General features: G+C 69.2%; 26 protein-coding genes. 17 read left to right on the forward strand and 9 right to left on the reverse strand.

Annotation, left to right across the window (positions count from 1 at the left end):
- Nucleotides 1-3 precede the first annotated feature (3 nt).
- The 4 genes from J2W78_RS05950 to J2W78_RS05965 all read left to right on the forward strand — a co-directional run bounded on the left by J2W78_RS05950 (nt 4) and on the right by J2W78_RS05965 (nt 2,466).
- Nucleotides 4-507 (forward strand): pyridoxamine 5'-phosphate oxidase family protein, encoded by a 504-nt coding sequence (locus J2W78_RS05950; RefSeq protein ID WP_253368869.1) that lies wholly within the window; start codon nt 4-6, stop codon nt 505-507.
- A gap of 160 nt (nt 508-667) precedes the next feature.
- Complete coding sequence (locus J2W78_RS05955) at nt 668-1,966, forward strand: nicotinate phosphoribosyltransferase (RefSeq protein ID WP_253368871.1); 1,299 nt, start codon at nt 668-670, stop codon at nt 1,964-1,966.
- Between the two features lie 72 nt (nt 1,967-2,038).
- On the forward strand, nt 2,039-2,266 hold the full coding sequence (locus J2W78_RS05960; protein ID WP_253368873.1) for a hypothetical protein: 228 nt from the start codon (nt 2,039-2,041) through the stop codon (nt 2,264-2,266).
- Nucleotides 2,263-2,466, forward strand: coding sequence for a type II toxin-antitoxin system RelE/ParE family toxin (locus tag J2W78_RS05965; protein ID WP_367399403.1), 204 nt, complete (start codon nt 2,263-2,265; stop codon nt 2,464-2,466). The genes J2W78_RS05960 and J2W78_RS05965 overlap by 4 nt, the downstream gene beginning before the upstream one ends.
- A 143-nt stretch (nt 2,467-2,609) precedes the next feature.
- On the opposite strand, the gene J2W78_RS05970 is transcribed toward J2W78_RS05965, so the two are convergent.
- Together J2W78_RS05970 and J2W78_RS05975 are read right to left on the reverse strand one after the other, a co-directional pair.
- Complete coding sequence (locus J2W78_RS05970; RefSeq protein ID WP_253368875.1) at nt 2,610-4,010, reverse strand: RtcB family protein; 1,401 nt, start codon at nt 4,008-4,010, stop codon at nt 2,610-2,612.
- 87 nt (nt 4,011-4,097) lie between these two features.
- On the reverse strand, nt 4,098-5,705 hold the full coding sequence (locus tag J2W78_RS05975; protein WP_253368877.1) for a TROVE domain-containing protein: 1,608 nt from the start codon (nt 5,703-5,705) through the stop codon (nt 4,098-4,100).
- Between the two features lie 1,096 nt (nt 5,706-6,801).
- Between J2W78_RS05975 and J2W78_RS05980 the strand changes: the two genes are divergently transcribed.
- The 4 genes from J2W78_RS05980 (at nt 6,802) to hisN (ending at nt 11,062) form a co-directional block, all read left to right on the forward strand.
- Nucleotides 6,802-7,179 (forward strand): helix-turn-helix domain-containing protein, encoded by a 378-nt coding sequence (locus J2W78_RS05980; protein ID WP_253368879.1) that lies wholly within the window; start codon nt 6,802-6,804, stop codon nt 7,177-7,179.
- Nucleotides 7,176-7,955, forward strand: a complete 780-nt coding sequence (locus tag J2W78_RS05985) for a LamB/YcsF family protein (protein WP_367399402.1) — start codon at nt 7,176-7,178, stop codon at nt 7,953-7,955. The genes J2W78_RS05980 and J2W78_RS05985 overlap by 4 nt, the downstream gene beginning before the upstream one ends.
- 235 nt (nt 7,956-8,190) lie before the next feature.
- On the forward strand, nt 8,191-10,215 hold the full coding sequence (locus tag J2W78_RS05990) for an AI-2E family transporter (RefSeq protein ID WP_253368881.1): 2,025 nt from the start codon (nt 8,191-8,193) through the stop codon (nt 10,213-10,215).
- A 55-nt stretch (nt 10,216-10,270) separates the two neighbouring features.
- On the forward strand, nt 10,271-11,062 hold the full coding sequence (gene hisN / locus J2W78_RS05995; RefSeq protein ID WP_253368882.1) for a histidinol-phosphatase: 792 nt from the start codon (nt 10,271-10,273) through the stop codon (nt 11,060-11,062).
- Here hisN and J2W78_RS06000 read toward each other — a convergent pair.
- The gene (locus tag J2W78_RS06000) at nt 11,052-12,035 is read right to left on the reverse strand and encodes an alpha/beta fold hydrolase (RefSeq protein ID WP_253368884.1); all 984 of its coding nucleotides are present in this window, start codon (nt 12,033-12,035) and stop codon (nt 11,052-11,054) included. The two genes, hisN and J2W78_RS06000, sit on opposite strands and share 11 nt — an antisense overlap.
- Before the next feature lie 182 nt (nt 12,036-12,217).
- On the opposite strand from J2W78_RS06000, the gene J2W78_RS06005 reads away from it, so the two are divergent.
- Nucleotides 12,218-12,688 (forward strand): Hsp20 family protein, encoded by a 471-nt coding sequence (locus J2W78_RS06005; RefSeq protein WP_253368886.1) that lies wholly within the window; start codon nt 12,218-12,220, stop codon nt 12,686-12,688.
- A 74-nt stretch (nt 12,689-12,762) separates the two neighbouring features.
- On the opposite strand, the gene J2W78_RS06010 is transcribed toward J2W78_RS06005, so the two are convergent.
- From J2W78_RS06010 to J2W78_RS06020, 3 genes are read right to left on the reverse strand one after another with little or no spacing between them, the layout of a single operon-like run.
- Nucleotides 12,763-13,059, reverse strand: a complete 297-nt coding sequence (locus J2W78_RS06010; RefSeq protein ID WP_253368888.1) for a hypothetical protein — start codon at nt 13,057-13,059, stop codon at nt 12,763-12,765.
- 45 nt (nt 13,060-13,104) lie between these two features.
- The gene (locus tag J2W78_RS06015) at nt 13,105-13,518 is read right to left on the reverse strand and encodes a cupin domain-containing protein (protein WP_253368890.1); all 414 of its coding nucleotides are present in this window, start codon (nt 13,516-13,518) and stop codon (nt 13,105-13,107) included.
- 4 nt (nt 13,519-13,522) lie between these two features.
- Nucleotides 13,523-13,957 carry an RNA polymerase subunit sigma-70 gene (locus tag J2W78_RS06020; RefSeq protein ID WP_253368891.1) on the reverse strand — a complete coding sequence of 145 codons (435 nt, stop codon included), beginning with the start codon at nt 13,955-13,957 and terminating at the stop codon, nt 13,523-13,525.
- 243 nt (nt 13,958-14,200) lie between these two features.
- Between J2W78_RS06020 and J2W78_RS06025 the strand changes: the two genes are divergently transcribed.
- Nucleotides 14,201-15,070 carry a Kdo hydroxylase family protein gene (locus J2W78_RS06025; protein WP_253368892.1) on the forward strand — a complete coding sequence of 290 codons (870 nt, stop codon included), beginning with the start codon at nt 14,201-14,203 and terminating at the stop codon, nt 15,068-15,070.
- Nucleotides 15,071-15,074: 4 nt separating this feature from the next.
- Here the strand turns inward: J2W78_RS06025 and J2W78_RS06030 are convergent, their stop codons facing one another.
- Nucleotides 15,075-16,154, reverse strand: a complete 1,080-nt coding sequence (locus J2W78_RS06030; protein WP_253368894.1) for an AI-2E family transporter — start codon at nt 16,152-16,154, stop codon at nt 15,075-15,077.
- A gap of 77 nt (nt 16,155-16,231) precedes the next feature.
- Nucleotides 16,232-17,338, reverse strand: a complete 1,107-nt coding sequence (locus J2W78_RS06035; RefSeq protein ID WP_253368896.1) for a GGDEF domain-containing protein — start codon at nt 17,336-17,338, stop codon at nt 16,232-16,234.
- Nucleotides 17,339-17,648: 310 nt separating this feature from the next.
- On the opposite strand from J2W78_RS06035, the gene J2W78_RS06040 reads away from it, so the two are divergent.
- From J2W78_RS06040 to J2W78_RS06070, 7 genes are all read left to right on the forward strand, one after another.
- A complete protein-coding gene (locus tag J2W78_RS06040; protein WP_253368898.1) occupies nt 17,649-18,137 on the forward strand; it encodes a hypothetical protein in 489 nt (162 codons plus the stop codon).
- A 204-nt stretch (nt 18,138-18,341) separates the two neighbouring features.
- Nucleotides 18,342-18,638: an acyl carrier protein gene (locus J2W78_RS06045; RefSeq protein WP_003601886.1), complete on the forward strand. Its 297-nt coding sequence runs from the start codon at nt 18,342-18,344 to the stop codon at nt 18,636-18,638.
- Between the two features lie 28 nt (nt 18,639-18,666).
- Nucleotides 18,667-19,131, forward strand: coding sequence for a 3-hydroxyacyl-ACP dehydratase FabZ family protein (locus J2W78_RS06050; RefSeq protein ID WP_253368900.1), 465 nt, complete (start codon nt 18,667-18,669; stop codon nt 19,129-19,131).
- On the forward strand, nt 19,128-20,288 hold the full coding sequence (locus J2W78_RS06055) for a beta-ketoacyl-ACP synthase (RefSeq protein ID WP_253368902.1): 1,161 nt from the start codon (nt 19,128-19,130) through the stop codon (nt 20,286-20,288). Before J2W78_RS06050 ends, J2W78_RS06055 begins: the two co-directional genes overlap by 4 nt.
- A gap of 192 nt (nt 20,289-20,480) precedes the next feature.
- The gene (locus J2W78_RS06060; RefSeq protein ID WP_253368904.1) at nt 20,481-21,767 is read left to right on the forward strand and encodes a beta-ketoacyl-ACP synthase; all 1,287 of its coding nucleotides are present in this window, start codon (nt 20,481-20,483) and stop codon (nt 21,765-21,767) included.
- Nucleotides 21,764-22,537 carry an SDR family NAD(P)-dependent oxidoreductase gene (locus J2W78_RS06065; protein ID WP_253368906.1) on the forward strand — a complete coding sequence of 258 codons (774 nt, stop codon included), beginning with the start codon at nt 21,764-21,766 and terminating at the stop codon, nt 22,535-22,537. Before J2W78_RS06060 ends, J2W78_RS06065 begins: the two co-directional genes overlap by 4 nt.
- 11 nt (nt 22,538-22,548) lie before the next feature.
- Nucleotides 22,549-22,833, forward strand: coding sequence for an SH3 domain-containing protein (locus J2W78_RS06070; RefSeq protein ID WP_253368908.1), 285 nt, complete (start codon nt 22,549-22,551; stop codon nt 22,831-22,833).
- A 67-nt stretch (nt 22,834-22,900) separates the two neighbouring features.
- On the opposite strand, the gene J2W78_RS06075 is transcribed toward J2W78_RS06070, so the two are convergent.
- A complete protein-coding gene (locus tag J2W78_RS06075; RefSeq protein WP_253368909.1) occupies nt 22,901-26,554 on the reverse strand; it encodes a PAS domain-containing protein in 3,654 nt (1,217 codons plus the stop codon).
- Nucleotides 26,555-26,742 lie beyond the last annotated feature (188 nt).

The raw sequence follows: 26,742 nt of genomic DNA on the forward strand, positions 1-26,742 counted from the left end.
CTCATGCACCAGGGCAACCATCGCGACCACGAGGGCGCGAAGAAGCTCTTCGAGCTGGTCAAGGACGTCAAGGTCGCGATGCTGACCACCGCCGACCAGGATGGGACGCTCAACAGCCGCCCGATGTGGAACAACGAGATCGACGAGAACGGCGACATCTGGTTCTTCACCAAGCTGCACAGCCCGAAGACCGCCGAGATCGGCCGCGACAACCAAGTTAACCTCTCCTATTCCGACCCGTCGAGCCAGACCTACGTCTCGATCGCCGGCAAGGCCGAGGTGATCCGCGACCAGAAGCTCATCGACGAGAAGTGGCAGGAGAGCCTCAAGACGTGGTTCCCCAACGGCAAGAACGACCCGGAGGTCGGCCTGATCCGTATCCATCCCGAGCAGGGCGAGTACTGGGACAGCCCGTCCTCCACGATGGTTCACCTCTACGGCTACGTGAAGGCCTCGCTCACCGGCGAGAGCCCGAAGACCGAGACCAAGAAGGTCGACCTCGCCTGATTCTTCCTGGGAACGGGCCTCGTGCCCATTCCCGTGACGTCCGGCGCCCCTGCCTCTGGTGGGGGCGCCTTTTTTGTCATGATGCCCTGCGCCCGCCGACGTTGATCGCTGGGGCGATCCGCCCCAAGCTCGGCCGACGCTCCCTGAACACGGACGGCCCATGATCGACCTCGCGAAGCGGGTCTACGACCACAATTTCCGCATCGACCCGATCGTGCGTTCGCTGCTCGATACGGATTTCTACAAGCTCCTGATGGCGCAGATGATCTTCCGCCGTCACCGCGAGCTGAACGTCAGCTTCGGAATCCAGAACCGCACCCGGAGCGTGCGGGTGGCCGACGAAATCGACCTCGGGGAATTGCGGGCGCAGCTCGACCACGCCCGCACGGTCCGCTTGAGCCGGGGCGAATCCACCTGGCTTCGCGGCAACACCTTCTACGGCAAGCGCCAGATCCTCTCATCCGAGTTCATGGCGTGGTTCGAGGCGTTTCAGTTGCCGGAATACGAGTTGGAGACCCGCGACGGACAGGTGGCGCTGACCTTCCACGGCCCCTGGGTCGAGACCACGATGTGGGAGGTACCGGCCCTCGCGATCCTCAACGAGATGCGCTCCCGCGCGGTGCTGCGCGGCATGGGCAAGTTCGATCTGCAGGTGCTCTACGCCCGCGCCATGACCCGTGTCTGGGAGAAGATCGAGCGTTTGAAGCGCCTGCCCGATCTCTCCATCGCCGATTTCGGCACGCGCCGCCGCCACGGCTTCCTATGGCAGGATTGGTGCGTGCAGGCGATGCGCGAAGGCTTGGGCGAGGGCGCCTTCCTCGGCACCTCGAACTGCCTGATCGCCCTGCGGCGCGAGGTCGAGGCGGTCGGCACCAACGCCCACGAACTGCCGATGGTCTACGCCGCACTCAGCGGCGACGACGATGAGGCCCTGGCGGCCGCGCCCTACGCGGTGCTCGCCGACTGGCAGCAGGACTATGCCGGCAACCTGCTGGTGGCGTTGCCTGACACCTACGGCACCACCGGCTTCCTCGCCAACGCACCCGATTGGCTCACCGCCTGGACCGGCATCCGCATCGACTCGAAGGAGCCGATCGCGGGCGGCGAGGAGGCCCTCGCCTTCTGGGCGTCGCGGGGCTGCGACCCGCGCGAAAAGCTGGCGATCTTCTCCGACGGGCTCGACATCGACGACATCGAGGCGATCCACGCGCATTTCCACGGCCGCATGCGCATCGGCTACGGCTGGGGCACGCGACTGACCAACGATTTCCGCGGCCTCGTGCCGGAAGGGCGCCTCGATCCGATCTCGGTGGTCTGCAAGGTGACGGAAGCGGAGGGCCGCCCGACGGTGAAGATCTCCGACAACCCGAGCAAGGCCCAGGGGCCGGCGGCGGAAGTGGAGCGTTACAAAAGGGTGTTCGGGGTGGGGGAGCAGGCGGCGGTGGCGGTCGTGGTGTGAACCGATCGGAGGCCGCAAGCGGCTCGATCGAGGCCAGCTTTCGAATGCCACGATGTCATGCATAACGGACGCATGACGGATCTTTTGGATCGGGCCATCGAGCGCGTCCGCGCTCTTCCGCCCGAAGTGCAGGACGATATGGCCCGCGTTCTTCTCCGCCTCGCCGGCGAGGAGGAATCGGTTCTTGCGCTGGCGCCTGAGGAAGAGGCTTCCTTCGCCAATTCTCGCGCTCAGGCCGCTCGGCGCGAGTTCGCGACGGACGAGCAGGTGCGCGCGATCTGGACGAAGCACGGCCTGTGAGGCTGCGCTACACCCCGGATGCCGCCGCAGAACTCGACGCCGTTCTAACCTACATCGCGGAGCGGTCACCACAGGGCGCGCATCGCGCTCAGCAACGCATTCGAGCGGTGATCGATCTGCTCTTGGAGCAGCCCCACAGCGGGCGCCTGACCAGCCTTCGGCCCATGCGCCGTATCGTGGCGACCCCTTATCCCATCTGATCTTCTACGAGGCGAGCGACGATGAAATCGTCATCCTCGGCATCCGGCACGCCGCCCGCGATCCGGCATCCATGCCCGGCGCATCCTGACGACGGCTGACGATAACAAGAAGACGGCGCCGGGCTTTCCACCCGGCGCCGTCTTCACGACGTCGCGGCCTCCGCGGCGGCCTTCACCGCCCACTTCGCCGCCGCCTTGCGCTTCCACGGCGCGTCGGCCTCCCAGTCGCCGGCCATGATGCAGCCATAGGGCTCCACCGTGTCGACGACCTCGGCCAGATCGTACTTGGCGATCTGGGCACGCACCGAGGCGGCGTCCTTGTAGGCGCCCGGCAGCTCCGACAGGTCCGGCTTTCCGCAGAAGAAGCGCACGTCGATGCCCTCGGGCAAAGCGGGTGCGTTCTCGCGCAGGTAAGCCGTGCGGCTCATGTTGCGGCCCGCCCCGTGCGGGGCAAAGCCCAGCGAGGCCACTTGGTCGCGGTGGCGGGCGATCAGGATCGGCTCGGCCATGTTGAGCGGGATCAGCGTGCGCCCGTCATCGTCGGCCGAGAATCCTGCCCACGACGGGGTCGCCCCCTTACCGTGGTAGTAGAGCCCGTCGTCGCGGCGGAAGACGAAGTTGTGCTCGTTCCAGAACCGGTCCGCGACGGCATTGCCGATCCGTCGCGCCACGAGGTCGTGGAGCGCGAAATGGCTCGCCTTGGTCCAGTCCCGCACGATGTGCAGCGCCTCCCAATAGGCCCGGCCGTCATCGGATTCCGCCCGGATCCAGGCGTTGTGCGCCGGGACCCGCGGAGCAACGATCGCCGTGTGTCGGCGAGCCACCGCCATGCCCTTCTTGTAGAGCTGCGCCCCGAGCCCGCGCGAGCCGTGATGGGTGACGAGCGCCACCTGCCCGGTCGAGGCGAGGTGCCCGACAGAGGCGAAGTGGTTGCCGTCGCCCTGGCTGGCGAAGTGCCCGACCGCGAGACCCGCGAACTCGGCGAGGAAACGGTTGCCCGCAACCCCCGCCATCACCGCGTCCGGCGGCGCGACGGCACCCTTTCGGCCACCGGGACCGAAATGCGTGACCGCCTGCATCGCGTCGAGGACGCGCTTCGGGTCGTCGGCCCGGCGGAACACGGTGATCGCCACCGAGCAGCAGATGTCGGCCGAGTGGAAGCCCGGATGGATCGCGTCCGCGCAGGCGACTGCGCCACCCACGGGGATCGTGCCCTCGGCAAAGCCCGAGGGGCAGGCATCCGGCATCACCGCGCCCTTGACGATGGTCGGCACCCGCATGAGCGCGTCCATATGCGCGATCACGGCGGCCGCGTTCGCCCGCTCGGCCTCGGTCTCGGCGTCGAGGAAGACGCCGAATGCGAGGGCGTTCGTGCGCATCGGGATGACCTGGGCGGCCGGGTCGAGGGTGGCCAGATGCGCGCGGATCGCCGCGTCGTCGGCGCCCTCGAGGCGCATCGCGTTGGCGATGGAGACCGCCCGCTTGAACCATTCGCCGGGCTGGAAGCCCCAGGCGATGAGGTCGCGTCCGTTGATCGCGGTCATGATGCCGCTCCGTCTTCCTGAAGTCTTGCTTCTTGAATTTTGGGGGACTGGGGCGGACGGCTCGCTGCGAGCCGTCCGCCCCTCTCGTCATTCACCGCGGATGAAATCCGCGATCAGCGCGGGCGCCGCCGTGTCGAAGCCGACGACGTCGAGCATGCCGGCGTCGTTCGGGTCGGCGATGCTGAAGCCGTTGGAGACGAGCCCCACGACCACGAGCTTGGCCGGGATCCCGGTCTTCTCCCGGTACTCCCGCAGAGCCTGGACCGGGTGGACCGGCCCCGCCCAGGTTTCCGAGTCCGTGTAGACCACGAACGCGTCGGCCTTCACGCCCCGCTCTAGCGCCCACCGCATCGGCAGCGAACAATCCGTCCCGCCGAAGGGCAGATCAGCGGTCGCCGCCACCGCTTGGTCGAGCCGCATCGACGGCCCGATCGGCAGGGCCGTGAGCGCTGCCCCCTGGCTCCAGGACTGGCCGGGCTCGGCCGTGAAGCCGAGGGTCTGCCAGTGCTCTTCGGTCGCCGCGGTGACGAGCGCCATCGCGGCGGCCGCCTCGCGGGGCGTCAGAGCGGAACCCGCAACGGATCCGCAGCTCATCGAGCCGGAGACGTCCAGCGCCAGCACGAGACGCCGGCCCGTGGGCTCGACGCCTCCGAAGGCGGTGTAGAACGCCGCGTTCAGCGCCTCGATGATGGCCGCCACCGGCTCCCAGGAGAGCCGGCCGCGCTGGCCGCGCCCGGACGCGTAGGTCCGGAGCGCCACCAGCAGCGCCATCGGGTGCAGGCGCGCCTTCAGCAGGCGCTCCCGATCCGACAGCACGCCGACCACGTGCGCGGTCGCCGCGGTGAAGGGCGCGAGCGCCCCCGAAGCGGTGAGCCGGCCGAGCTGGCGCACGAGGGCACCGACCGGCATGCGCTCGATCAGGGCCTCGTTCACCGCGCGGCTCGTCATCAGCCCGGTCGGCAGCGCCTCCCAGGGCAGATTGTGCGTCCGCACCTGCGCCGCCGCGTAAGCGCCGTCGACGCCCTCCGCCTGTACCGAGGCGAAGGCGTGGACGAGAGCGGGGGTCTCCTCGGTCAGCGTGCCGCGGCAGATCCAGTCGAACAGCGCCTTCCGGGCCGGCTCGTCCGTCTCCGGGTGAGCCAGCCGCAGGAGGTCGCGGTGCGACCAGCCCTGGCGGGACCGGTACTTCACCGCCTGGTAGGCGAGCGCGTCCACCGGACGCGCCCGGTACCAGTCGCCGATCGCGCGCCGGAGCGCCCGGCCCCAGCCGCGCATCGCCTCGACGGCGCCCGCGAACTGGAACAGGTGCGTGCCGGTGCGGCAGACCTGCGGCAGGGCGGCGAGCGCCAGCCGGCGGGTCGCCTCGGCTTCCGCGGAGGCCGCGAGCGCCAGCGCGAAGATCGCCGGATCCTGCTTCGGCGCCCGGCCCGCCTCGCTCATCGCGACGATGACCGCGACCGCCTGCGGACCGTCCTCGGCAATGCAGCGCATCACCGCGGCGGCGTTCTCCCGGGTCAACGCCCGCTCGCCCGCGTAGTACGAGCCGCCTTCCGAGCCGAGCACGAGGAAGCGGTCGAGCCGCGCCCAGTCGCTCAGCGCGAAGACATGGCCGCCGGCCGAATTCGGCACGGTGCGGGGAAGGGGCTCCGACTGCGGGGTGCGCCGGAGCGAGAACAGCTTTCCATAGTTCAACATTGCTCGCTCCTCTCTCCGCGGGGCTATTTTTGGGATGGTCCCCGAGGCTCGTTGCGGCGCGCGGTCGTGAGTCGTGCGAGGGATTCCGGCGCCTTGCGGCGCCTGGGATTCGAACCCTAGGACCAGATCACCCTCGCAATCCGGCCCGCGCGGCCGAATTCGTTTGTTCCGTCAGCGGCCGTGCGGGCATGGAGGGGAGACAGGAGGTCCGCTCGCGCGGCGTGCGTTGCCCGTCCGCCACCCGGGCATCGGACCTCGCGGCCCGTGGGATTCGAACCCGGCCTTTCGGCCAACGATCACCTGTCTCCATCGGCCCGCACGGCCGATATCTTTGTCGTTCTGCGCCCCTCGGGCGGACGAACGTCCGGCCTGAAGCAGCGCGGTCATGGTGTGAGGAAAGGGGCGCTCTACCCGACTGAGCTACGGACCTTCCCTCTTCGGACCGAGCAATTTGAATAATTTCCTACAACTCAGCCGCGAAAAATCCTGCGGTCGTGGATGTCAGGGACGGGTTTGCTGAGCTACGGGTGTCATGCCCGGCGACAATCGAATTCGCGACCTCCGCGGCGTGTGCCGCGGCGCTCTACCGATAACCGTCCCCGTTCGGCCCGCAGGGGCCGCCGGGATGGGGAGTGGGGGATTGTGGCCGCGCCGGAACGGCGGCCACGCGGGCATGGGGGTGCGAACGGGAATGTCCTTTCGGACAACCGCGCCGTCCGCCCGAGGGCATCTGGCATTCGATTCCCTGAGATAACCGTCCGCTATCGGCCCGCGTGGCCGACCGTCTCTCGTGTGGTCGGATACGAGCACATCGCCCTTGGCCGCTCAGACCCTGGACGGGCGAAAGCGGCGACGCGGTGATCGTCGTGTTTCATGCCTTGCTCCGTCGAGGCGGGGCCAATGGGAAGCGCGGACGTGTAAACGGGCGATCGGGGCTTCACGGGATAGGTGATAACCGATGCCAACCGGCCCGCGCCGGTGATGATGTTCGAGCTGTGAGCCGGATGTGGGTGCGAGGGAGCGGAAGCTTTCCCGTACGGGTTAAGAGGTAACGCTCGATCTCTGGCCCGGCTGAGCCGATAGGTTGTGCTTACGGTTGCACCCGGACTGCGTCAACCCGAAACTTGAAAATTCTTTCAGCTTCACGCATCTCCCATCCATGAACCCATCCGCCATCACACCCGCCCAGATCCGCGCCGGCCGCGGCCTTCTCAAATGGACGCAAGGCGTTCTGGCCAGTCGCGCCGCGGTCTCGGTCGTGACCCTGAACATGATCGAGAGCGATCAGGTCGCCCCGCGCGCAAGGACCCTCGACGCGATCCGCACGGTGCTTGAAGGCGAGGGCATCCGCTTCATCGGCGACGCGAGCGAAGGCTTCGGGGTGATGATGCGGCCGGGGCAAGGGGCACAACAAGCATCACAACTGGGGCCGAAGCCGGGGAAGACGTCGAGATCCATGCGGGCCGCCGAGTGAGCGCCCGCATCGATCTCAACGCCGATCTCGGCGAGGGTTTCGGGCCCTGGCGCATGGGCGACGATACCGCGCTCCTCGACATCGTCACCTCGGCCAACGTCGCGTGTGGCTTCCATGCGGGCGACCCCGACATCATGGTCGAGACGGTGCTCGCCGCGAAGGCGCGGGGCGTGGCCATCGGCGCCCATCCCGGTTTTTCGGACCTACGCGGCTTTGGCCGAAACCGGATCCAAGAAAGTCCCAGAAGAATCGAGCGCGACATCGCCTACCAGATCGGCGCGTTGCAGGCCTGCGCCGCTCTGGCCGGTGCCCGCGTCACCCATGTCAAAGCGCACGGGGCGCTCGCCAACCTCTCCAACGAGGACGACGCGGTCGCCGACGCCCTGGCCCGCGCCGTGGCCTGCGTCGATGCCAGCCTCGTCCTGGTGGTGATGCCGGGGCTCGCTGCCGAGCGCGCCGGGGAGCGGGCCGGGCTGACCCTCATGCGCGAGATCTACGCCGACCGCGCCTATGCCGAGGACGGCACGCTCGCCCCCCGTGCCTCGCCCGGCGCGGTGATCCAAGACGCGGGCGAAGCCGCCCTGCGCGTCGCCCGCATGATCGGGGAGGGCGCGGTGTTCACGCTCGGGGGGCGTCGCGTTCCGGTCGCGATCGATACGGTCTGCGTCCACGGCGACAACCCGGAGGCGCTCGCGATGGCACGAACGGTGCGCGCCGAGCTGGAGCGGGCGGGCTTCAGCCTGCATCCCTTCGCCGAATCGTTCACCGAGGCCTGAGGGACGACGCCGTCACGGCAACGTTTCAGGGATCGAATCCGGCTGGCTCACGGTTTCTTGAGTTCAGGTGCCTTCGGGCGCAGGCCCGTGCGCTGGCCCGTGACGACGATCGCCCGGCTCGACCGCGGATCGTCGTGCGAAGCCCGCCCGGACCCTTGTGAACAGAACCGAGGCCCGCGACGCGATCCGTCGGGCCTCGGATGAAGCGTGGCGTGAGAGGGAAGCCCGGCCTGACATGAAGCGTATTTCCCCCGGTGAGGGCTTCATCGTGCCGCCGCGCCCGACGCGCGTTTCCGCGGCCGAGACGCCGAAAGGTCCGCTCGCCTCCTCCCTCGTCGTGTTCGCGATCATCGTCGCGGGCCTCTTCCTCGCGCGTGAGGTGCTGATCCCCATCGCGATCGCGGTGCTGCTGTCGTTCGTGCTCGGCCCGCTGGTGAACTTCCTGCGCCGGCTGCGGCTGGGGCGGGCCTTCGCGGTGCTGGTCTCGGTGCTGCTCGCCGCCGGGATCATCGCCGCGGTGTCCACGGTCATCGGCGTGCAGGTTGCCGAACTCGCGGGGGACGTGCCGCGCTACCAGCGCACCGTCGAGCGCAAGATCGAGGGGCTGCGGGCCGGCACGCTCGGCCAGACGATGGACTACATCGCCAACATCAACCGGGCGATCCACCAGGGCGGCGAGGAGACCAAGGAGGCGGCCGAGAAGGCCAAGCAGCAGGCCGCCCGCGACAATCCCCGCAAGGCCGAGCCGGAGCCGCCGAAGCCGATGGTGGTGCAGGTGGAGGAGCGCCGCCCGGGCCCGCTCGAACTGGCCACCACCGTGCTCGCGCCGGTGGCCCAGCCGCTTGCCACCGCCGGCATCGTCTTCGTCGTACTCCTGTTCATCCTGATGCAGCGGGAAGACCTGCGCGACCGCCTGATCCGACTCGCGGGGTCGAGCGACCTCCACCGCACGACCGTGGCGATGGACGACGCGGCCCGGCGGCTCTCGCGCTACTTCCTGGGCCAGCTCGCACTCAACTCCGCCTTCGGCCTCGTCATCGGCGTCGGGCTCTGGATCATCGGCGTGCCGAGCCCCGTGCTGTGGGGCATCTTCGCGCTCGTCATGCGCTTCGTGCCCTATATCGGCGCCTTCCTCTCGGCGGTTCTGCCGATCGCGCTCGCGGCAGCGGTCGATCCGGGCTGGAGCATGGTTCTGGCGACCTTCCTGCTCTTCGTCATCGTCGAGCCCATCGTCGGGCAGATCATCGAGCCGCTGGTCTACGGCCACTCGACCGGCGTCTCGCCGTTCTCGGTGCTGGTCTCGGCCCTGTTCTGGACCTGGCTGTGGGGACCGGTGGGCCTCCTGCTCTCGACGCCGCTCACCGTCTGCCTCGTCGTGCTCGGGCGCCACGTCGATCGGCTGGAATTCCTGGATGTGCTGTTCAGCAACCGCCCGGCGCTGACGCCGATCGAGAACTTCTACCAGCGCATGCTCGCCGACGACCCGGAGGAGGCGCAGGAACATGCCGACCTGATCCTGCGCGAATGCTCGCTCTCGGCCTATTACGACGACGTGGTGCTGAAGGGACTCGAACTCGCCTCCCGCGATGCCGCCCGCGGCGTGCTGACACCGAGCCAGAAGGACGAGATCCGCGCCTCGATCACCGCCTTGGTGGAGGATCTGGAGGATCGCGAGGATGCCGCGCCCGATCCGGCCTCCAAATCCGCCAAGCTCTTCGAAGGCGACGGAGAGGGTGCCTGCAAGAATGAGCCGATCGCCGATCCCGAACCCGGCGAGTTGCCCGAAGCGTGGCGGGCCGACGGTGCGGTGCTCCTCGTCTCCGGCCGCGGCTTCCTCGACGGCGCGGCCACGGCCATCGCCGACCAGCTCCTGCGCAAGCGTGGCTTCGGCACCCGGCAGGTGCCCTTCGCAGAGGTCGCCCGGGTGCACATTGCCGAGTGGGAGCCGGGTCCGGCGCAGGCGGTCTGCGTGATCTCGCTCGCGTTGTCCGGCGAGCCGACCCACCTGCGCCGCCTCGTCTCGCGGCTGCGCCAGAAGATCGACACCGTGCCGATCGTCGCCGGGCTGTGGCGCCTCGACGGGCCGATGCTCGCCGACGACGCGGTGCAGGCCAAGCTCGGCGCGGACGACCACGTCACCTCCCTGCGCGACCTGATCGAGACGATCCTCGCCCTCGCCCGCCACGAGGGCCGCCCGGAGCGGTCCGAGCGGAGCGATGCGGCCACGCCCCCGCGGCAGGCTCTGCCCGAGCCGGCTTGACGGAACGGCCTGTCGGCGGCTTCGTCGCAATCCAACAATGGGAGGCTGCCCCTCGATGAGCGTCGTCGATCTCGCCCAGTTCATGGAAGACCTCGCCACTCAGTCCGGAGCGGCGATCCTGCCGTTCTTCCGGGCCCATTTCGGCCTCGACGACAAGTCCCATGGGACGGGCCACGCCTTCGACCCCGTCACCGAGGCGGACCGTGCGGCGGAAGCCGTGATGCGGCGGATGATCAACGACCGGTTGCCGAACCACGGCATCCTCGGCGAGGAGTTCGGCGCGGAGCGGGCGGATGCGGAATGCGTCTGGGTGCTCGACCCCATCGACGGTACCCGTGCCTTCATCAGCGGCCTGCCGACCTGGGGCACCTTGATCGGGCTCACCCATCACGGCGCAGCGGTGCGCGGGCTGATGCACCAGCCCTATCTCGGCGAGCGCTTCCTCGGCGACGGCAGGACCGCGAGCGTACGCTCCGCGAAGGGCGAACGCCCCCTGCATACCCGCCGCAACGATGCGCTCGGCAACGCCATCCTCGCCACCACCGACCCACGTCTTTTCGCCGACGGGGAGGAATCCGAGCGATTCCAGGCGATCGAGGAGCAGGTGAAGATGTCCCGCTACGGCACCGACTGCTACGCCTACTGCATGCTCGCGGCCGGCCAGATCGACCTCGTGGTCGAGGCGGGGCTGAAGCCCTACGACATCGTCGCGCTGATCCCCATCGTCGAGGGCGCGGGCGGGGTCGTCACGAGCTGGGACGGGGGCCCGGCCACCGGCGGCGGCCGGATCGTCGCCGCCGGAGACCGCCGACTGCACGAGGCGGCGTTGAACGTGCTCAACCCGTGAGAGCCTGAGCCTTCTCGGCGATGGCGGGATGGCCGTGGCCAGGGATGAACGCATCGAAGGACGCCCAGAAATCCGCGCGGACCGCGTCGCACTCGGTCAGGATCTCGTGGCGGGCGCCCGGCAGCACGATCAGGTGCCCGGTCTTGAGCCGGGCGGCGAAGCGCTCGATCGCCGGGGTGCTGCACACGGGATCGGCTCCGGCCCCGACGATCAGACACGGCGTGCGGATCCGCCGGATCATCGCCGGATCTTCCAGCCGCCGCATCGCCCGGAAGGCGGAGGCGAGCCAGGCGACGGTCGGGTCGCCGACCGCTCCGGCGCCGACCTCGCGGGCAGCGGCTGCGTTGCGGGCGTAGCGTGCGGGGTCGGTCGAGAGGCGGTTGCCGGCAAACGGCTTCGTGGCAATCGAGGTCTTGCCGCCGGTGGGCACGTAGCTGCGCCCGAGGCCCAGCCGTTGCAGTCCGCGCACGAGCAGCGACACCGCCGCCGGCCAGCGCACCATGCGGATCGACAGCATCGGTGCGACGGTGACAAGCCGCCGGAACGGCAGCCGGCCCTTCGCCGCGAGTGTCAGCGCCACCGCCCCGCCCATGGAGTGGGCGAGCCCGAAATGCGGTTCGGGCATCATCGGCACGAGCACGGTCTCGGTGATCGCCTTGAGGTCGAGACCGTAATCGTCGAAGTGGCGGACATGGCCCTTGTGGGCGTCGCGGACCTGACGGCCGGAATCGCCCTGGCCGCGCCAGTCGAAGGCGACCACGCAGAAGCCGCGGGCACGCAGATCCGCGATCGTCTCGAAGTACTTCTCGATGAACTCGGCCCGGCCCTGAAGCAGGCAGACCGTGCCCTTCACGCCCCGCGTCGTCGGCTGCCACGTCGCGGCCCGCAAGGGAACACCGTCGGCGGTCTCGACCGGCACGAGGCGGGCACCGGGCGGCACCGGATTGCCGGGGGTGGGACGCAGGGTCAGCACGGCGGGCTCACCTGGGAAAAAATTTTGCTCAAGCTCACGCGAAATCCCCGCAAACAGACCCTTGCACGGTTTTTGGGGGCCACCAATATCATTGAAGCGCCGGCCGAGACGGCGGCGCGACGGTCCGGCCCAAGGGCGGACCCGAATACATCGAGCATGTTGCTTCTTCTGGAGGATATGTGATGCGTCAGTTCGATCTGGCCCCCCTGTACCGTTCCACCGTCGGTTTCGACCGCCTGTTCTCGGCCCTCGACGGTTTCGTGAGCACCGAGGCAGCTCCGACCTACCCGCCCTACAACATCGAGCGAACCGGTGAGAACGTCTACCGCGTCACCGTCGCCGTGGCTGGCTTCACCGAGGCCGACCTGTCGATCGAGGTGAAAGAGAACGCTCTCACCATCAAGGGCGAGCGTAAACCCGCCGAAGGTAAGTCCGCCGAAGTGCTCTACCAGGGCATCGCTGCCCGCGCCTTCGAGCGCCGCTTCCAGCTCGCCGACCACGTCCAGGTCACCGGCGCCGTGCTGGAGAACGGCCTCCTCCATGTCGATCTCGTCCGCGAGGTCCCGGAGGCTAAGAAGCCGCGTCGCATCGAGATCGCCAGCCGGCCATCGAGCCAGCCGGTGATCGAAGGCTCGGTCCAGCACGCCGCGTAACCGCTCAGCCGCGAGGCTGATCCCGCAGGGGAGCGCCCCGGCCGCCAAGGCCGGGGCGTTTTCACATGGCTGGGTCAAAAATCCCCGAACCGGTCGCCGCGGCCGGGCTCGTAGCAAGTGAAGCCGACGAAGCAGCCCGGATTGTCGCGGGTGGGCACGAAGGCGCGCCGTCCGATCTCCGTCGCCTCGCAGAACGAGCGGTCGCGCACGAACCGGTCGAAGGTCGGCCCGCCCGTGCCGAGCACCGACGCGCCCTGCCGCATGACCACGGCGCGGGCCTCGGCGCAGCTCAGCGTCGTGGTGGAGGGACGCTGCGCCAGGGCAGGCCCGATGCCGGCGAGCAGGACCACGCAGACCAGGGCGCATCGCATCACGGGGGTCCGGAGAGAGGAAATCCGATTCCTCAACCGTGCCGGTCACGGATGGATCCCGTCGAGATCCGGCAGCAGCACCACGCTTTCCTGCTCGTTCGGATCGGTGCGGGCGATGAGCGCCGTGCACGGCTCGGTACGGCTCGGATTGTAGGGCAGGTGCGGCACGCCGGCCGGGATGTAGAAGTATTCGCCGGGCCGCAGCGCGGTGTGGTACTCCAGCCGCTCGCCCCACCACGTGCAGGACATGCCCGCGAGCGCGTAGATCGCCGTCTCGTGGCCCTCGTGCTTGTGCGCCTTGGCCCGCGCTCCCGGCGGGATCGTCACCATCTGCAGGTGCAGGCCCGTCGAACCTGCCGATTCCGCCGAGATACCGGGCGCGTAGGACAATCCCTGCTTGCCGATGAAGGGCTCTCCGGGCCGCATCACCCGGCAGAGCGCCGCGCCCGTACCGGACATCGCGCTACAGATCCCCGAACGCGAACTGCCCCTGGGGGGCGGCCGGGCGCTTTGCCGCGCGCGGCGTCTCCTTGCGAACCGCCGGCTTCGGGCGCGGTTTGGGGTCGGCGCGCATCCGCGCCTTCGCCTTGTCGCGCGCCACCGCCTCGGGGGCGTGCGGATCGTCGTCGAGCCACTTGCCGCGCTTGATCACCTCGTTGACCCGGCCCTGGTTCACCCCGACCTTGAACGCGATCTCCTGCTGGGTCATGCCGGTGGAGGCGTGCAGTTCCAGGATCGCGCGGGCGAGGTCGGGCGTCATCTTCTGGCCCGTGATGCGCCGGGCCGGGCGGATGGTGCGGGTCTGGCGGTCGCGTTCGCGCAGGCGCTCCAGCAGGGCGAGCGCCATATGCATGCTGTGCTCGCGCAGAGCCTCCTCGAATTCCTTCAGCGTCGCCATGGCCGGTTCCTCGTCCAAGGTTCCTCGTCCAGGGGCGGACGTTCAGCGGAGAGAACGCCCCGCCCGTGCCCCAGGTTGCCGATCAGGAGACGCGGGCGCGAGCGGCGGAGCAAGCGGAGGCAAGGTTTCGTCCACCGCAAAACGCCGGGGCGGGTCGAGACGCCGCAGCGGGCTGGCGTGTTGGCAGAGCATGAGCCGGTCGGTTACACCGCGCACCATCCAATCGTGCGGGAAATGCCAGCCATGATCAGCCCCGTTCATCCCGTCTCCCGCGCCGAGGCGGTGCCGGGCGCGCCCGGTCTCGTCGAGGCGCTGGAGAGCGGCTCGGTCCTCGTCTTCCGCGATCTCGACTTCCCTTTCGACGCCTTCGAGCAGCGTTTCGTCGAGCGCCCCTTCGCCGACGGCAAGGCCAAGAACGTCGCGATCCGCAACGAGACCGCCGAGTTGCGGGGCGGGGCCGGCACCGAGGAGGAGCAGGCACGCCTGCGCGACCTGCTGGTGCGCTACCGCCGCTTCGCGAAGGATCTGATCGACACCTATCTCCCCGCCTACCGCGAAAAGGTCTCGCTCGCGGGCACCTCCTACCGGCCGTTCGACGTGGACAAGCGCAAGCTGAGCTGGCGGCGCGACGACACGCGCATGCATGTCGATGCCTTCCCCTCCAACCCGATCGGTGAGCGGCGCATCCTGCGCATCTTCCGCAACATCAACGCCGAGGGGCAACCGCGGCTGTGGCGGGTCGGCGAGGATTTCGGCTCGATGGCGGAGAAGTTTCTGCCCAAGCTCCCGGGCTATTCCGGCCTCTCGGCGAGCGTATTGGCCGCGCTCAAGATCACCAAGGCCAAGCGCACGGAATACGACCACCTGATGCTGCACCTCCACGACGCCCTGAAGCGCGACCTGGACTACCAGGCCAACGCGCCCCAGGCCGATGTGCGCTTCCAGCCCGGCGAGACCTGGGTGACCTTCTCCGACCTCGTGATGCACGGTGCCATGGGCGGTCGCTACATGCTGGAGCAGACCGCCTACATCGCGGTCGCCGACCAAGCCGACCCGGAGAAGAGCCCGCAGCGGATCCTGGCGAAGAAGCTCGGACGGCCGCTGAAGCACTGACGGGTCAGGCGGGCTCCTCGGGCCCTTCCGTGAACTCCCGCCACAGCAGGATCAAGGCGGCCATCACCGCCGGTCCGACGAACAGGCCGAGCAGCCCGAAGGTCTCGACGCCGCCGAGGATGCCGAGCAGCACCCACAGGAAGGGTAGGCGGGTGGTGCCGCCGATCAGCGCCGGGCGCACGAAGTGGTCGGCCACAAAAGTGACGACGAAGCCCGCCGCCACCACGATCGCGGCGGGGACGACCGCGCCGCTTGCCAGGAGCAGCACGGCGGCGAGGCCAAAGGCCAGCGGCGCACCGAAGGGGATCATCGCGGCCACCGCGGTGAGCGCTCCGAACAGGACCGGGTGCGGTACGCCGGCAAAAGCGTAGACGATCCCGAGCAGAAAGCCCTCGCCGATCCCGACGAGGACGAGCCCGTCCACCGTGCCGTGGACGGAGGCCACCATCTGGCGCGCCACCCGCTCGCCGCGCGGCCCGAACAGGCGATGGCTCGCCCGGAGCGTCTGCGCGATCACCGTATCGCCCTCGCGGAAGAGGAAGAACAGCGCCAGAAGGCAGAAGCCGAACAGCACCACCCGGTGCACCAAACCCGCCCCGAGGGTTCGGGTGAGGTCGCGGTTCGAGGTCGTGTTGAGCCGCTCGCTCAATTCATGCGCCAGCCCGGCATGGGCGAGGTGGGCGTTCCACCACTCGGTGATGGCGGCAGCCCCATAGGGCAGATGCGCGACGAAATCCGGCACCGGAATGCCGTTGCGCTCGGCCTCTCGGGCATAGGCCAGAAGTTCGTGCGCCTCACGGCCCGCCTCGACCGCCAACACCGCGATGGGCAGCAGCAGCACCCCGGCGACGAGGCCGGTGAAGACGGCCGGCCACAGGATGTTGTGCCGGCCCGGCGGGAAGCGGCGGCGAGCGCGGACGAAGAGTGGCCAGAGTGCGATGGCAAGCACCACCGCCCAGACCAGCGCCCTCAGGAAGTCGGACAGGATGTAGAGGCCAAGCGCCAGCAGCCCGGCGACAAGGAGGGCGCGCAGGACCCTCTGGCTGCGCGCCGCCTCAGATTCCGTCCGATCTGTGCCGCTCATCGCCGCCTTACTCCGTTTCGCCGCTGTCGTCGGCGCGAGCGACCTATGGCGGACACAGCGGCAATCCAGAGGCGGCGTCACGCAGCGGCGCGGTCACGCCCTTGGGCCTTGGCGCGATAGAGGGAGCGGTCGGCCCGCTCGATGGCAGCGGCAAAATCCGCCTCGCCCGGCTCGACCGCGGCAATGCCGAGGCTGATGGTCCAGGCCGGTAGGCTATCCGTACGAGCGACCGCGTGGCGGATCTCGTCGGCGAGCCAGCGCGCCTCGGCCGGGCTTCGTTCGGACACGAACAGCACGAACTCGTCGCCGCCGAGGCGGATGAGGCAGGCGTCGGGCTCGGGGACGACGCCCTGTGCGCAGGCGGCAAGGGCGACGAGCACCCGGTCTCCGACGGCGTGACCATGCCGGTCGTTGATCGCCTTGAAGTGATCGACGTCGAGCGCGATCACCGCCGTGCCGGACCGCAGCAGGCGGGGGCCGAGGGCGGCGAGCCCGGCCCGGTTCCAGGCGCCGGTCAGCGGATCGCGCAGGGCCGCTTCGCGCAACGCGGCCTGTGCCCGCTCGCCCGGCATGGCGATGAGGCCGAGATTCAGCACCGCCAGCAGCATTTGGTCGGACACGAGGGGGATCAACGCCGCCATGTTGGTGGCCGTGCCGCCGACCGCCTCTGCTGCGATCGCCGCGAGAAAGCCGGGAATGTAGGCCAGCAGCGCGGCCCCGGCGATCCGCCGCCCGCGCGACGACGGGGAGATCCGGCCGAAGGCGAGCGTGCCGCCGACGATGGCCATGTTGAGCAGGCTGCCGAATGTGCCGCCGATCCGGGGAGCCGCGCTGTCCGGGCCAAAGGCGAGGGCCGGCAGGATGTAGCCGAGGCCGGAGGCCAGGATCGGCAGCAGCATCCACGGGCGGAAGGGCGAGCGTCCATCGAACCGGCGCACCCCCGTCAGCACCGCGAGCGTGCTGAGGGACAATCCGGAATAGAGCAGGCCGATCTGAAACGGCGTCTGAGCGAGGTGGTTGAAGCTCGGGATCGCCGCCGCGTAGATTAGCGAGCCGCCGGCCCAGTGCAGAAAGTGGGTTTCATCGCGCCGCCCGACCCAGAGACATGCGAACACGCCGAAAAAGGCGAGGCTCGACAAGGTGCTGCATAGACCCAGCGTCGGGATGTTCGGCAGTTCGGGCATGATCCTGAGACAGCGTTCGGATGCCGGGTGGTACGATTCGGCACCATGCCGCCAAAAAATTAAGAACGAGACTTTTCGGCGAGGCCCATTTTCACGATGCCCGTCGGCTTCCTTCTCGGTTCCCGCAACGACGGGATTCGTCGCCCCGCCCTCGTCTCGTCCGACGGGCGGCAAGCCGCGAACGTGCCCGGCGCAAGTTGGAACGAACTACGAACAAAGGCTTGACCTGTTCGCCGCCCAGACGCACTGTTCATGGAACGTTCCGGACTGATTCGCTGCCCCGGCGCAGCGCGCAAGGCAGGAGGCTTCCATGATCGAGATCGGCTTCGACGACCACGGGCTCGACCGGCCGGCGCCTGCAACCCGGCAACCGTACCCGGACCGCGACTGGCGCATCCTCGAGGAAGGCCTCGAACACCCGGCAAGCGGCTATTTCATTGCCCGCGAGGAAATAGCCGGCCGCCGCGGCGACGGGCTGTGGACCTGGCCGATGCAGCTTGCCGAAAAGTCGTGGTGCGCACCGCTGGGTTTCCGGCGGGTCTTCCTGGCCGCCCTTGAGCGCTACGGCGTGGCGGCCGATACGGATCTCGCCCGCTCCTTCGCCCTCGGCTTCGGCATTCAGGACGCGGGCCAGCGGCACAACGACCGGTTCGTGGCGCTCGGCGAATTGGTGCGCCCGCGCACGGCGGAGCGTAAGCGGACGCCGCCGGCGGAGGGCCGCCGCACGGGTCGCGAGCGTCCGCGGCAGGGTGCGGACACCCGTGCGCCGGCGCTCGACCTCAGCCGCTCGGCCGGTTGAGGCGCAGCGCGGGAGCCGGGCCGGCCGCAACGCCCGAGGTTGCCCGCGCTCCATCGCTTCGTGTAAAGGGTCGCGATCTTTTCATAAGCGCCATCGGGAACCGGCGGCGAAGCGGGGCCGCAGACCGGCTCGGGCGCCATGGGGCGTGCCGCGCGAGGGTTTGGCGACGCCGGATATGAAGAATCAAGAAAGCGGCCAGCCCTAATGTCGAACGAGACCGCCACCTTCGACCGCGTCGCGGACATCATTGCCGAGACGGCGGACATCCCGCGTGACAAGATCACGCCCGAGAGCCACGCCATCGACGATCTCGGCATCGATTCGCTTGCTTTCCTCGACATCGCCTTCGCGGTCGACAAAGCCTTCGGAATCAAGCTGCCGCTGGAGCGCTGGACCCAGGAAGTCAACGAGGGCAAGGTTCCGGCCGAGCAGTACTTCGTGCTGAAGAACCTCTGCGCACGCATCGACGCTCTGGTCGCCGAGAAGGCCGCCAAGGCCTGATCCGTCGGGCTTCAGGGATTCACGCGCGATGCGGCTCGAATATTTCGAGATGATCGACTCCGTGGTGCGGCTCGACCGTGCCGCCGGCCGCATCGAGGCGCGGGCGCTCGTGCCAGAGGCGAGCCCGGTCTTCGAGGGGCATTTCCCCGGCCACCCGCTGGTGCCGGGCGTCCTGCTCACCGAAACCATGGCGCAGGCCTCCGGCTACCTCGTGCTCGCCCATCTCGACTTCGCGCAGATGCCGTTCCTCATGGCAGTGGACAAGGCGCGCTTCCGCTCCTTTGTCGGCCCCGGCGCGACCCTCGACATCACGGCGAGCCTTGAGCACGACGGCTCCGGCTACGCGGTGACGAAGGCCGCGATCCGCCACGAGGGCAAGGCCTTGTGCGACGCGGAGCTGCGGTTCCGCACCATGCCGTTTCCGGCGGGCCTGGACGCGCCGATGCGCGAACGCGCCCGGAAGATCGGCCTTCTGGATGGAGCCCAGCCGTGAGCCGCCCGCAGGCCCGCGACGTCCAAGCCCGCGACGTCGTCATTACCGGGATCGGCCTCGTCTCCTGTGCCGGTGAGGGGATCGAGCCTCACCTGACCGCCTTCGCCTCACATGCGCAGCCGCGCACGGATGCGGAGACGTTCGCGCCCTATCCGGTGCACCCGGTCGCACCGGTGAGCCTCGATGCCCAGATCCCGAAGAAGTCGGATCAGCGGCAGATGGAGGCGTGGCAGCGGCTCGGCGTCTACGCCGCCGGCCTCGCACTCGATTCGGCCGGGGTGAAGGAGGATGCGGGCTTCAAGTCGGCACTGCCGCTCGTGGTGGCGGCGGGCGGTGGCGAACGCGACTACGCGGTCGACGGTGCGATCCTCACCGGCCTGCGCAGGGCCAACGATCCCGGCGCCTTCCTCAACGAGCGGCTCCTCAACGACCTGCGGCCGACGCTGTTCCTGGCGCAGCTCTCGAACCTGCTCGCGGGCAATATCAGCATCGTCCACGGTGTTACCGGCGCCTCGCGCACCTTCATGGGCGAGGAGTCGAGTGGCGTCGATGCCCTGCGCATCGCCCATGCCCGGATCGCCTCGGGCCAGGTCGAGACCATGATGGTGGGCGGCTCCTACAACGCCGAGCGGCCGGACGTGATGGTCGTCCACGAGATGGGCGGCTACCTCCTCAAGGACAGCTACCGGCCGGTCTTCGAGCGGGGGGCTGGGGGCGGAGGCGGCTTCGTACTCGGGAGTGCTGCCGCCTTCCTCGTGCTGGAAGCGGCCGAACACGCCGCTGCGCGCGGCGCCAGGGCCCTGGCCCGGCTGATGCCGGTGGCCAACGACCGGGTGGCCCGCGCGCCGGGCAGCGTGTCCGCGAGCCTGACCCGCCTCATCGGCGAGGCCGGGATTGAGCGGCCGGACGTGGTGCTCTCCGGCGCCACCGGCCTAGCCGACCTCGCGGCGGAGGAGGTCGCCGGCATCCACGCGGCGCTGCCGGGTGCGCACATCCGCGCCACGGGCGACATGATCGGCCATCCGATGGAGGTCACGGCCCCGTTCGGGGCGGCTCTCGCCGCGGCGCTTTGCGCGGCAGGATCGGCCGCGGACGTCGCGGTCACCTCGGTCGGCCACCGCCGCGGCGAGGGCGTGATCCGCGTCGTGAAAATCTAGAGCATCGTCCCGAAAGGTGGCCACCGGCTTTCGGAAAAAGACGATGCACAAACAAGAGCCTAGAGCAACGTCCCGAAAGGTGGCCGCCGGCTTTCGGGACGATGGCGACGCGAGAACGAGTGTCCGCCGCTTCGGAGACCGCGCCGCGGCGGTCCGGATGCGTGCCGGCCGAAACCATGGTCTGAGGCCCCGATGCCAGAACCGCGCTCCTCATCCACCCACGACGCCCTCGGACGCCCGCTCGTCGCGGTCACGGGCCTCGGCATCGTCACCTCGCTCGGCCGCGGCGCCACTGAGAACTGGGATGCGCTGACCACCGGACGCTCCGGCATCCGCGCGATCAGCCGCTTCCCCACCGAGGGCCTGCGCACCCGCATTGCTGGCACCGTCGATTTCCTCGACACCGACCCGCTGGTGGCCCCCCTGCTGTCCGAGCGCTTCGCCATGGTGGCGGCCGAGGAGGCGGTGACGCAATCCGGCATCGGCGCAGGCTTTCCGGGCGGGCTGTTCGTGGCGGTGCCGCCGGTCGAGATGGAATGGCCGCAGCGGCAGGCTCTGGCGGATGCCGCGGGCGAACCTGACAACGTGACCTATTCGGGGCTTCAGCGGGCCGCCGCGTCCCGCCGCTTCGACGCATGGCACGACCTGTTCATCTTCGGCACGGTGGCCGACCGGCTCGCCGACCGCTTCGGCACGCGCGGCTCGCCGATCTCGCTTTCGACCGCCTGCTCATCGGGCGCCACCGCGATCCAGCTCGGCGTCGAGGCGATCCGCCGGGGCGAGATGGACGCCGCGCTCTGCATCGGCACCGACGGCTCGGTGAACCCGGAATCGCTGATCCGCTTCTCGCTGCTCTCGGCACTCTCGACGCAGAACGATCCGCCCGAGGGCGCCTCGAAGCCGTTCTCGAAGAACCGCGACGGCTTCGTCATGGGCGAGGGCGCCGCCGCCCTGGTTCTGGAGAGCGCCGCGTCGGCACGAGCGCGCGGCGCAAGGATCCTCGGCTACGTGCTCGGCTGCGGCGAGAAGGGCGATGGCTTCCATCGCACCCGATCCAGCCCGGATGGGGCGCCGGTCATCGCGGCGATGCGCGCGGCCCTCGACGATGCCGGCGTCACGCCCGAAGCCATCGACCACGTCAACGCCCACGGCACCTCGACGCCGGAGAACGACAAGATGGAAGCGCTCGGCTGCTCGGCGGTGTTCGGCGAGCGGGTGGGCCGCCTGCCGATCTCTTCCAACAAGTCGATGATCGGCCACACCCTGACCGCGGCCGGCGCCATCGAGGCGGTGGTCTCGCTGCTGACGATCCAGAATGGGCGCATTCCGCCGACCATCAACTACGCGGTCCCCGATCCCGCGCTGCTCCTCGACGTGGTCGGAACCGCCCGCGACACCCGCGTCTCGCGGATCCTGTCGAATTCCTTCGGCTTCGGCGGGCAGAACACCTGCCTCGTCCTGGGAGACGAGCCGGCATGAGTGCGGACATGAGCACGACCGGCAAGTCCGTTCTCGTCGTCGGCGGCGCCTCCGGGCTCGGTGCAGCCACCGTCCGCGCCCTGGCGGCAGCCGGCCACGCCGTGACCTTCACCTACCGTTCCTCGCCGGAGCGGGCGCAGGCGCTCGCCGACGAACTCGTGCCGGTGCATGGCGAAGGCAGCGTCACCGCCCGCGCCCTCGACCTGTCCGACCGCGACGCGGTGGAGGCGTTCTGCGATTGGGCCGAGGGCGAGGGCTTCTACGGCTATGTCCACAATGCCGGCCAATCGGCGGACGCGCTCGCAGCCATGCTCGACCGCGAGCGGGCCGAGGCGGCGATGCAGGTGAACTTCTGGTCGATGACCCGGATCGCCAAGGCGCTGGTGCGCGGGATGATCCGGGCGCGCGCCGGCCGCATCGTCGCCATCGGTTCAGTGGCGGCCCTCCAGGCCAATGCCGGTAACGCGGCCTACGCAGCGACCAAGGGTGCCCTGATCGCCTATTGCCGCACGCTGGCGATCGAATCGGCCAAGCGCGGCGTCACCGTCAACGTCATCGCTCCCGGCTTCATCGACACCGAAATGCTGGCCGCCTATGCCAGCCACCGCGAGGGGATCGAGCGCCAGATCCCGCTCGGGCGTTTCGCCAAGCCGGAAGAGGTCGCGGCGACGGCCGCCTTCCTGATCGGGGAGGGCGGGGCCTACATCACCGGCGCGGTGCTGCCCGTCGATGGCGGCTTGACCGCGATGATGGGCATCCACCGTACCTGAGCCGGCCCGCGATGCCCCGCTTCCTGCCCGCGCTCGCCGTCGCCCTGCTGCTCGCAGGCGGCGGATCCGCGTGGGGCGCCGAGACCTTCCGGGTCGAGGGCCTGCCGCGGGACGATAGCCTGACGATCCGCGAGACGCCGGATGCGGGCGCGCCGGCTCTTGGACAGATCCCGGTCGGGCGCCGGGTGCTCGGCTTCGGCTGCACCAACGAGACGCCGAGTGGGCTCACATGGTGCCGGGTGAAGTTCGACCGCACCCTCGGCTGGGCCCGGCGGCGCTACCTGACGCCGGATTGAGCCCGCGCCAATATCCCGAACGAGGGACACAGGCGCGTCTTCCCCAAGCTATGGGGCTGGGGCGGTCTCACGGCGGCGCCTGCAGCGTCTCGGCGAGGAAATTGACGACGCGCCTCAACTCGACCGGCTTCTGGAGACGCTCCACATCCGCAAAGTCCGGCGGGATCACCCCCTCGTCGTAGCCGGTGATGAACACGAACGGCACGCCGCGCTCCCGAAGCAGAGCCGCCAGGGTGAAGGACGGCCCCGAGCCGAGATTGATGTCCACCAGCGCCGCCGCTGGCGCGCGTTCATCCAGTGCCTCGCGCGCCGCCTCCTCGCTCGGGCAGGGTCCGATCACCTCCGCCCCCGCCCCCTGCAGCGCGCGTGCCGTATCGGTGGCGAGGTAGTAGTCGTCCTCCACCACGAGGATGCGATAGCCGCTCAAGTCTGATTCGCCGGTCATGTCGAGCGCTCCTCCGAACACGGTCGCACGTTGCGGCGCATCGGTTTCCAGAATGCTGGCGCCGTCGCGGAGCGGAAACTCGAGGCGGCACCGCGCCCCCTCCGGACCGATCTCCAGACGACCGCACCCACCGAGTTCGTAAGGCAGGCGACCCTCGATCAGTTCGCGGCCAAAACCACGGCGAACGGTCGTGCGGCGATCTGTCCGACGGTCGATCCCGGTCTCCGGCGCCGGCACACCGTCTTCGACCCAGTCGAAGCCGAACCAGGATTCGCCCCGCTTCTCGAACACGGTCCAGCGCACCCGCACACAGCCTTCGGGCACCGACAGGGCACCGTATTTCAGGGCATTGGTCGCCAGTTCGTGGACGGCGAGCGTCAGGATCTCCGCGGCCTTCGGCGAGAGTTCGACCTCGGGTCCGGACAGGTCGTACTGGTCGGCGCGCAGGGCCTGGGCATCGATCTCGTCGTGGACGATGGTGGCCGCCGGTACGCCGGCATTGGGAGAGCGGGTCAGCAGGGCCTGGACGCGGGCCAGCGTCAGGAGGCGCCCTCCCACGAGGGAGGCGTAGTCGGAAACGCTTTCCGCCCGCTCGCCCGTGCGGGCGACGATCGAGCGGGTCACCGCCATGATGTTGCGCACGCGGTGCTGCAATTCGGCGAGCAGCACGGACTGATGTCCGGTCAACAGCTTGGCCTCGGTCATATCGGAGGACAGGCCACCGATGCGCCGCACCCGGCCCTGCTCGTCGCGTAGGGAAAACAGCGTGCTGCGAATCCAGCGGAAGGCGCCGTCGCTGGGTCGCTTGATACGGAACTCGTTCACGAGGGATTCGCCGGCTGCGGCCCGCCTCAGGATACCGAAGGCGCGTGCACGATCGTCCGGGATCATTTGGCCGGCCCAAACCCGGACGTCCTTCCCGAGCGCCGAAGGCTCGATGCCGTAGACCGTGCTCAGCGCCGGACTGACATACTCCATCTCAAGCGTTTCCGCGTCGCGGATCCAGAGGACGTCGGAAGAGGCCTCGGCGAATTGCCGAAAGCGCTCCTCGCTCTCGCGCAGGCGCAGTTCGGCGCGTTTGCTGCGCAGGGCGTGCCAGATCGCGGGGGCCAGCGCCTCGACCGCGTCCAGTTCCTCCGTCCGGTAACCGCCCTCGCGGTTGCCGAGCCCGATCATCCCCCGCGTCCTGTCACCTTGCTTCAGCGGCACGCCGAGGAAGGCCGTCAGCGGCAAGTGGTCCGCCGGCGTGCCGACGCGATCGGGGTAGGAGGCGGGTTCGTTGACGATGAGGCCCCGGCCATCCCGCAGCACCTGCCCGTAAATGCCGTGCGCCTCGAGCCCCAGCGCCAGCTTGCCCGGCGGAAGGGTGCTTCCCCCCCCGGGGGCGTGGGCGACAGAGCGGGCCCGGCTGCGGTCGCTGAAGAACAGGCCGTCGAGACGGCCGGTGGTCTCATCGATCTCGCCTATGAAGCCGATGGCGCTGCCGGTCAGCTCCTCGGCGACGTCGAGGGAGATGCGTGCCAGTTCCTCCTCCGAGGAGGCGCCGAGCGTCTCGCTGAAGACGAGGTTGATCGCCTGGAGGACGGCGTTGTTGCGCCGGACACGCTCCTCCGCCTGTCGGCGCTCGGTCACGTCGATCGCAACGCCGACGAAGCGGTCCTCCCCGAGCGGCTGGCCGGAATTGCTGAGCCACCGGTACTGGCCGTCGGAGCGGCGGACCCGGGCTTCGCGCGTAAAGGGGCGCCGCCGCGTGTAGGCGTCCTCGAAAGCGGCGATGTAGCCGGCGGCGTCCTCCGGGTGCAGGAACTGCTCCCAGTCCCTGCACCCGGAGGACGCGACGCCGAAGAAGTCGAGGTAGTGGTTGTTGAAGAAGAGCGTGCCGCTCGCGTCCACGTCCCAGATCAGCACCGGCGCGGCGTCGGCCATGGTCCGCAGCCGCATGTCGGCCTCGCGCGCCGTCCGTTCCGCGCGGGCCCGCTCGATCGCCGCCCAGATGCGCTCGCCGGTCTCACGGGCCAGCGCGATCTCGGCCTCGGTCCACTCACGCGGCGCCACCATGGACACCGAGAGGACGCCGACCAGTTCGCCGTGCTTGAGCAGCGGGATGCCGATCCAGGCACACACAAGGCCCCGCGCCACCGCGGAACGGTAAGGTTCGGGAACCAGCGGCGACGTGGTCACGTCGGCGAAGGCGATCGGCCGGCCCTGCTTGTACAGGGGGATGCCCCACTCGATGAGGGACATCGGATAGGTGCCGACGAGCGAGAGCCGGTCGCCGCTCACGTAATCCTGGCGGATGATCGCGACGCCCTGGGCCTCGTAGAGTTCGACGTAGTAGGCGTAGTCCACCTTCAGGTGCTCGCCCAGCAATCGGCAGGCCTCGCCTTGGATCGCGGCCGGGTCGGCCAACGGACGCAGTGCGTCGCTCAGCCGGAGCAGGAAAGCCTGCTGCTCCTCGCGCTCGCGCAGGGCCAGTTCGGCGAGCTTGTACTCGTGGATGTCCTCGCTCGTTCCGTACCAGCGGACGACGCGCCCCGTGGCGTCGCGGCGCGGATAGGCCCGCGAGCGCAGCCAGCGAAACTGCGCGTCGCGCATGCGCACGCGGTGCTGGATGTCGGAGGGCTCGCCCGTGCGGACGCAATGCATCCAGTGCTGTGCGATGCGGTCGGCATCCTCCGGGTGCTGCACCGCCATCCACGTCTCGCCGAGGCCGCTGACGCCGGTCCAGTCGCGGAAGCGCGCCGGCGCGAAGTCGACGGCCCCGTCGGCCGAAGCGGTCCATGAAATCTGGGGATTGAACTCGACCGTGTGGCGAAGGTGGTCCTCGCTCTCGCGCAGGGCCCGCTCGGCCAGCATCCGATCGGTGGTCTCGAAGGCCGCCAGGTAGAAGCCGGCGACACGGCCGGCCTCGTCCCGCAACGGTGTCCAGCTCGCGGTGAACCAGCCGAAGGGCCGCTCCGGGCGGGACACAACATCCCAGTAACGGTCGGTCGTGTGGCGCGCCTGCCCTTGTAGAAGCCGTTCGGCGATCTGCTGCCCTTCCGGCGCGGGCCAGCAATCGAGGAAAGGCCGTCCGAGTGGCGGCGGATCGATCGCCCGGAGGATCTCATGATAATGATCATTATAAAGTAAATTAAGATTCGGCCCCCAGGCAATGCCGCCGATATGAGAGGCGCCGAGCATCATCTCGACGACTGTCTTCAAGCTCTGAGGCCAGCCTTCGATCAGCCCGAGCGGCGTCCGCGCCCACTCGAATGCGCGAATACGCTCCGCCATTCCTCCGCCACGGGGCCAGTCGATCATCTGTCGTCGCATCTCTTGGCGAAGAAACATGCCTCTTCGCAAAAGTCACTCAGCACAGATTGCTATGGCCTGCCGGAGTCCAAATTATACAATATTCTGATCAGTGCGAGGCGGGAGCCGTCCCACCGGCGCCCGTTCGGGCCACTGCGCGCGTATCGGCG

Source organism: Methylorubrum extorquens, assembly GCF_024169925.1.
GTDB classification, from domain to species: Bacteria; Pseudomonadota; Alphaproteobacteria; order Rhizobiales; family Beijerinckiaceae; genus Methylobacterium; species Methylobacterium extorquens_A.

Coding starts and splice junctions, on each gene's coding strand:
- J2W78_RS05950 (WP_253368869.1), top strand. CDS start 4: ATGCACCAGGGCAACCATCGCGACCACGAGGGCGCGAAGAAGCTCTTC.
- J2W78_RS05955 (WP_253368871.1), top strand. CDS start 668: ATGATCGACCTCGCGAAGCGGGTCTACGACCACAATTTCCGCATCGAC.
- J2W78_RS05960 (WP_253368873.1), top strand. CDS start 2,039: ATGACGGATCTTTTGGATCGGGCCATCGAGCGCGTCCGCGCTCTTCCG.
- J2W78_RS05970 (WP_253368875.1), bottom strand. CDS start 4,010: ATGACCGCGATCAACGGACGCGACCTCATCGCCTGGGGCTTCCAGCCC.
- J2W78_RS05975 (WP_253368877.1), bottom strand. CDS start 5,705: ATGTTGAACTATGGAAAGCTGTTCTCGCTCCGGCGCACCCCGCAGTCG.
- J2W78_RS05990 (WP_253368881.1), top strand. CDS start 8,191: ATGAAGCGTATTTCCCCCGGTGAGGGCTTCATCGTGCCGCCGCGCCCG.
- hisN (WP_253368882.1), top strand. CDS start 10,271: ATGAGCGTCGTCGATCTCGCCCAGTTCATGGAAGACCTCGCCACTCAG.
- J2W78_RS06005 (WP_253368886.1), top strand. CDS start 12,218: ATGCGTCAGTTCGATCTGGCCCCCCTGTACCGTTCCACCGTCGGTTTC.
- J2W78_RS06010 (WP_253368888.1), bottom strand. CDS start 13,059: ATGCGATGCGCCCTGGTCTGCGTGGTCCTGCTCGCCGGCATCGGGCCT.
- J2W78_RS06015 (WP_253368890.1), bottom strand. CDS start 13,518: ATGTCCGGTACGGGCGCGGCGCTCTGCCGGGTGATGCGGCCCGGAGAG.
- J2W78_RS06020 (WP_253368891.1), bottom strand. CDS start 13,957: ATGGCGACGCTGAAGGAATTCGAGGAGGCTCTGCGCGAGCACAGCATG.
- J2W78_RS06025 (WP_253368892.1), top strand. CDS start 14,201: ATGATCAGCCCCGTTCATCCCGTCTCCCGCGCCGAGGCGGTGCCGGGC.
- J2W78_RS06030 (WP_253368894.1), bottom strand. CDS start 16,154: ATGAGCGGCACAGATCGGACGGAATCTGAGGCGGCGCGCAGCCAGAGG.
- J2W78_RS06035 (WP_253368896.1), bottom strand. CDS start 17,338: ATGCCCGAACTGCCGAACATCCCGACGCTGGGTCTATGCAGCACCTTG.
- J2W78_RS06040 (WP_253368898.1), top strand. CDS start 17,649: ATGATCGAGATCGGCTTCGACGACCACGGGCTCGACCGGCCGGCGCCT.
- J2W78_RS06045 (WP_003601886.1), top strand. CDS start 18,342: ATGTCGAACGAGACCGCCACCTTCGACCGCGTCGCGGACATCATTGCC.
- J2W78_RS06050 (WP_253368900.1), top strand. CDS start 18,667: ATGCGGCTCGAATATTTCGAGATGATCGACTCCGTGGTGCGGCTCGAC.
- J2W78_RS06060 (WP_253368904.1), top strand. CDS start 20,481: ATGCCAGAACCGCGCTCCTCATCCACCCACGACGCCCTCGGACGCCCG.
- J2W78_RS06065 (WP_253368906.1), top strand. CDS start 21,764: ATGAGTGCGGACATGAGCACGACCGGCAAGTCCGTTCTCGTCGTCGGC.
- J2W78_RS06070 (WP_253368908.1), top strand. CDS start 22,549: ATGCCCCGCTTCCTGCCCGCGCTCGCCGTCGCCCTGCTGCTCGCAGGC.
- J2W78_RS06075 (WP_253368909.1), bottom strand. CDS start 26,554: ATGGCGGAGCGTATTCGCGCATTCGAGTGGGCGCGGACGCCGCTCGGG.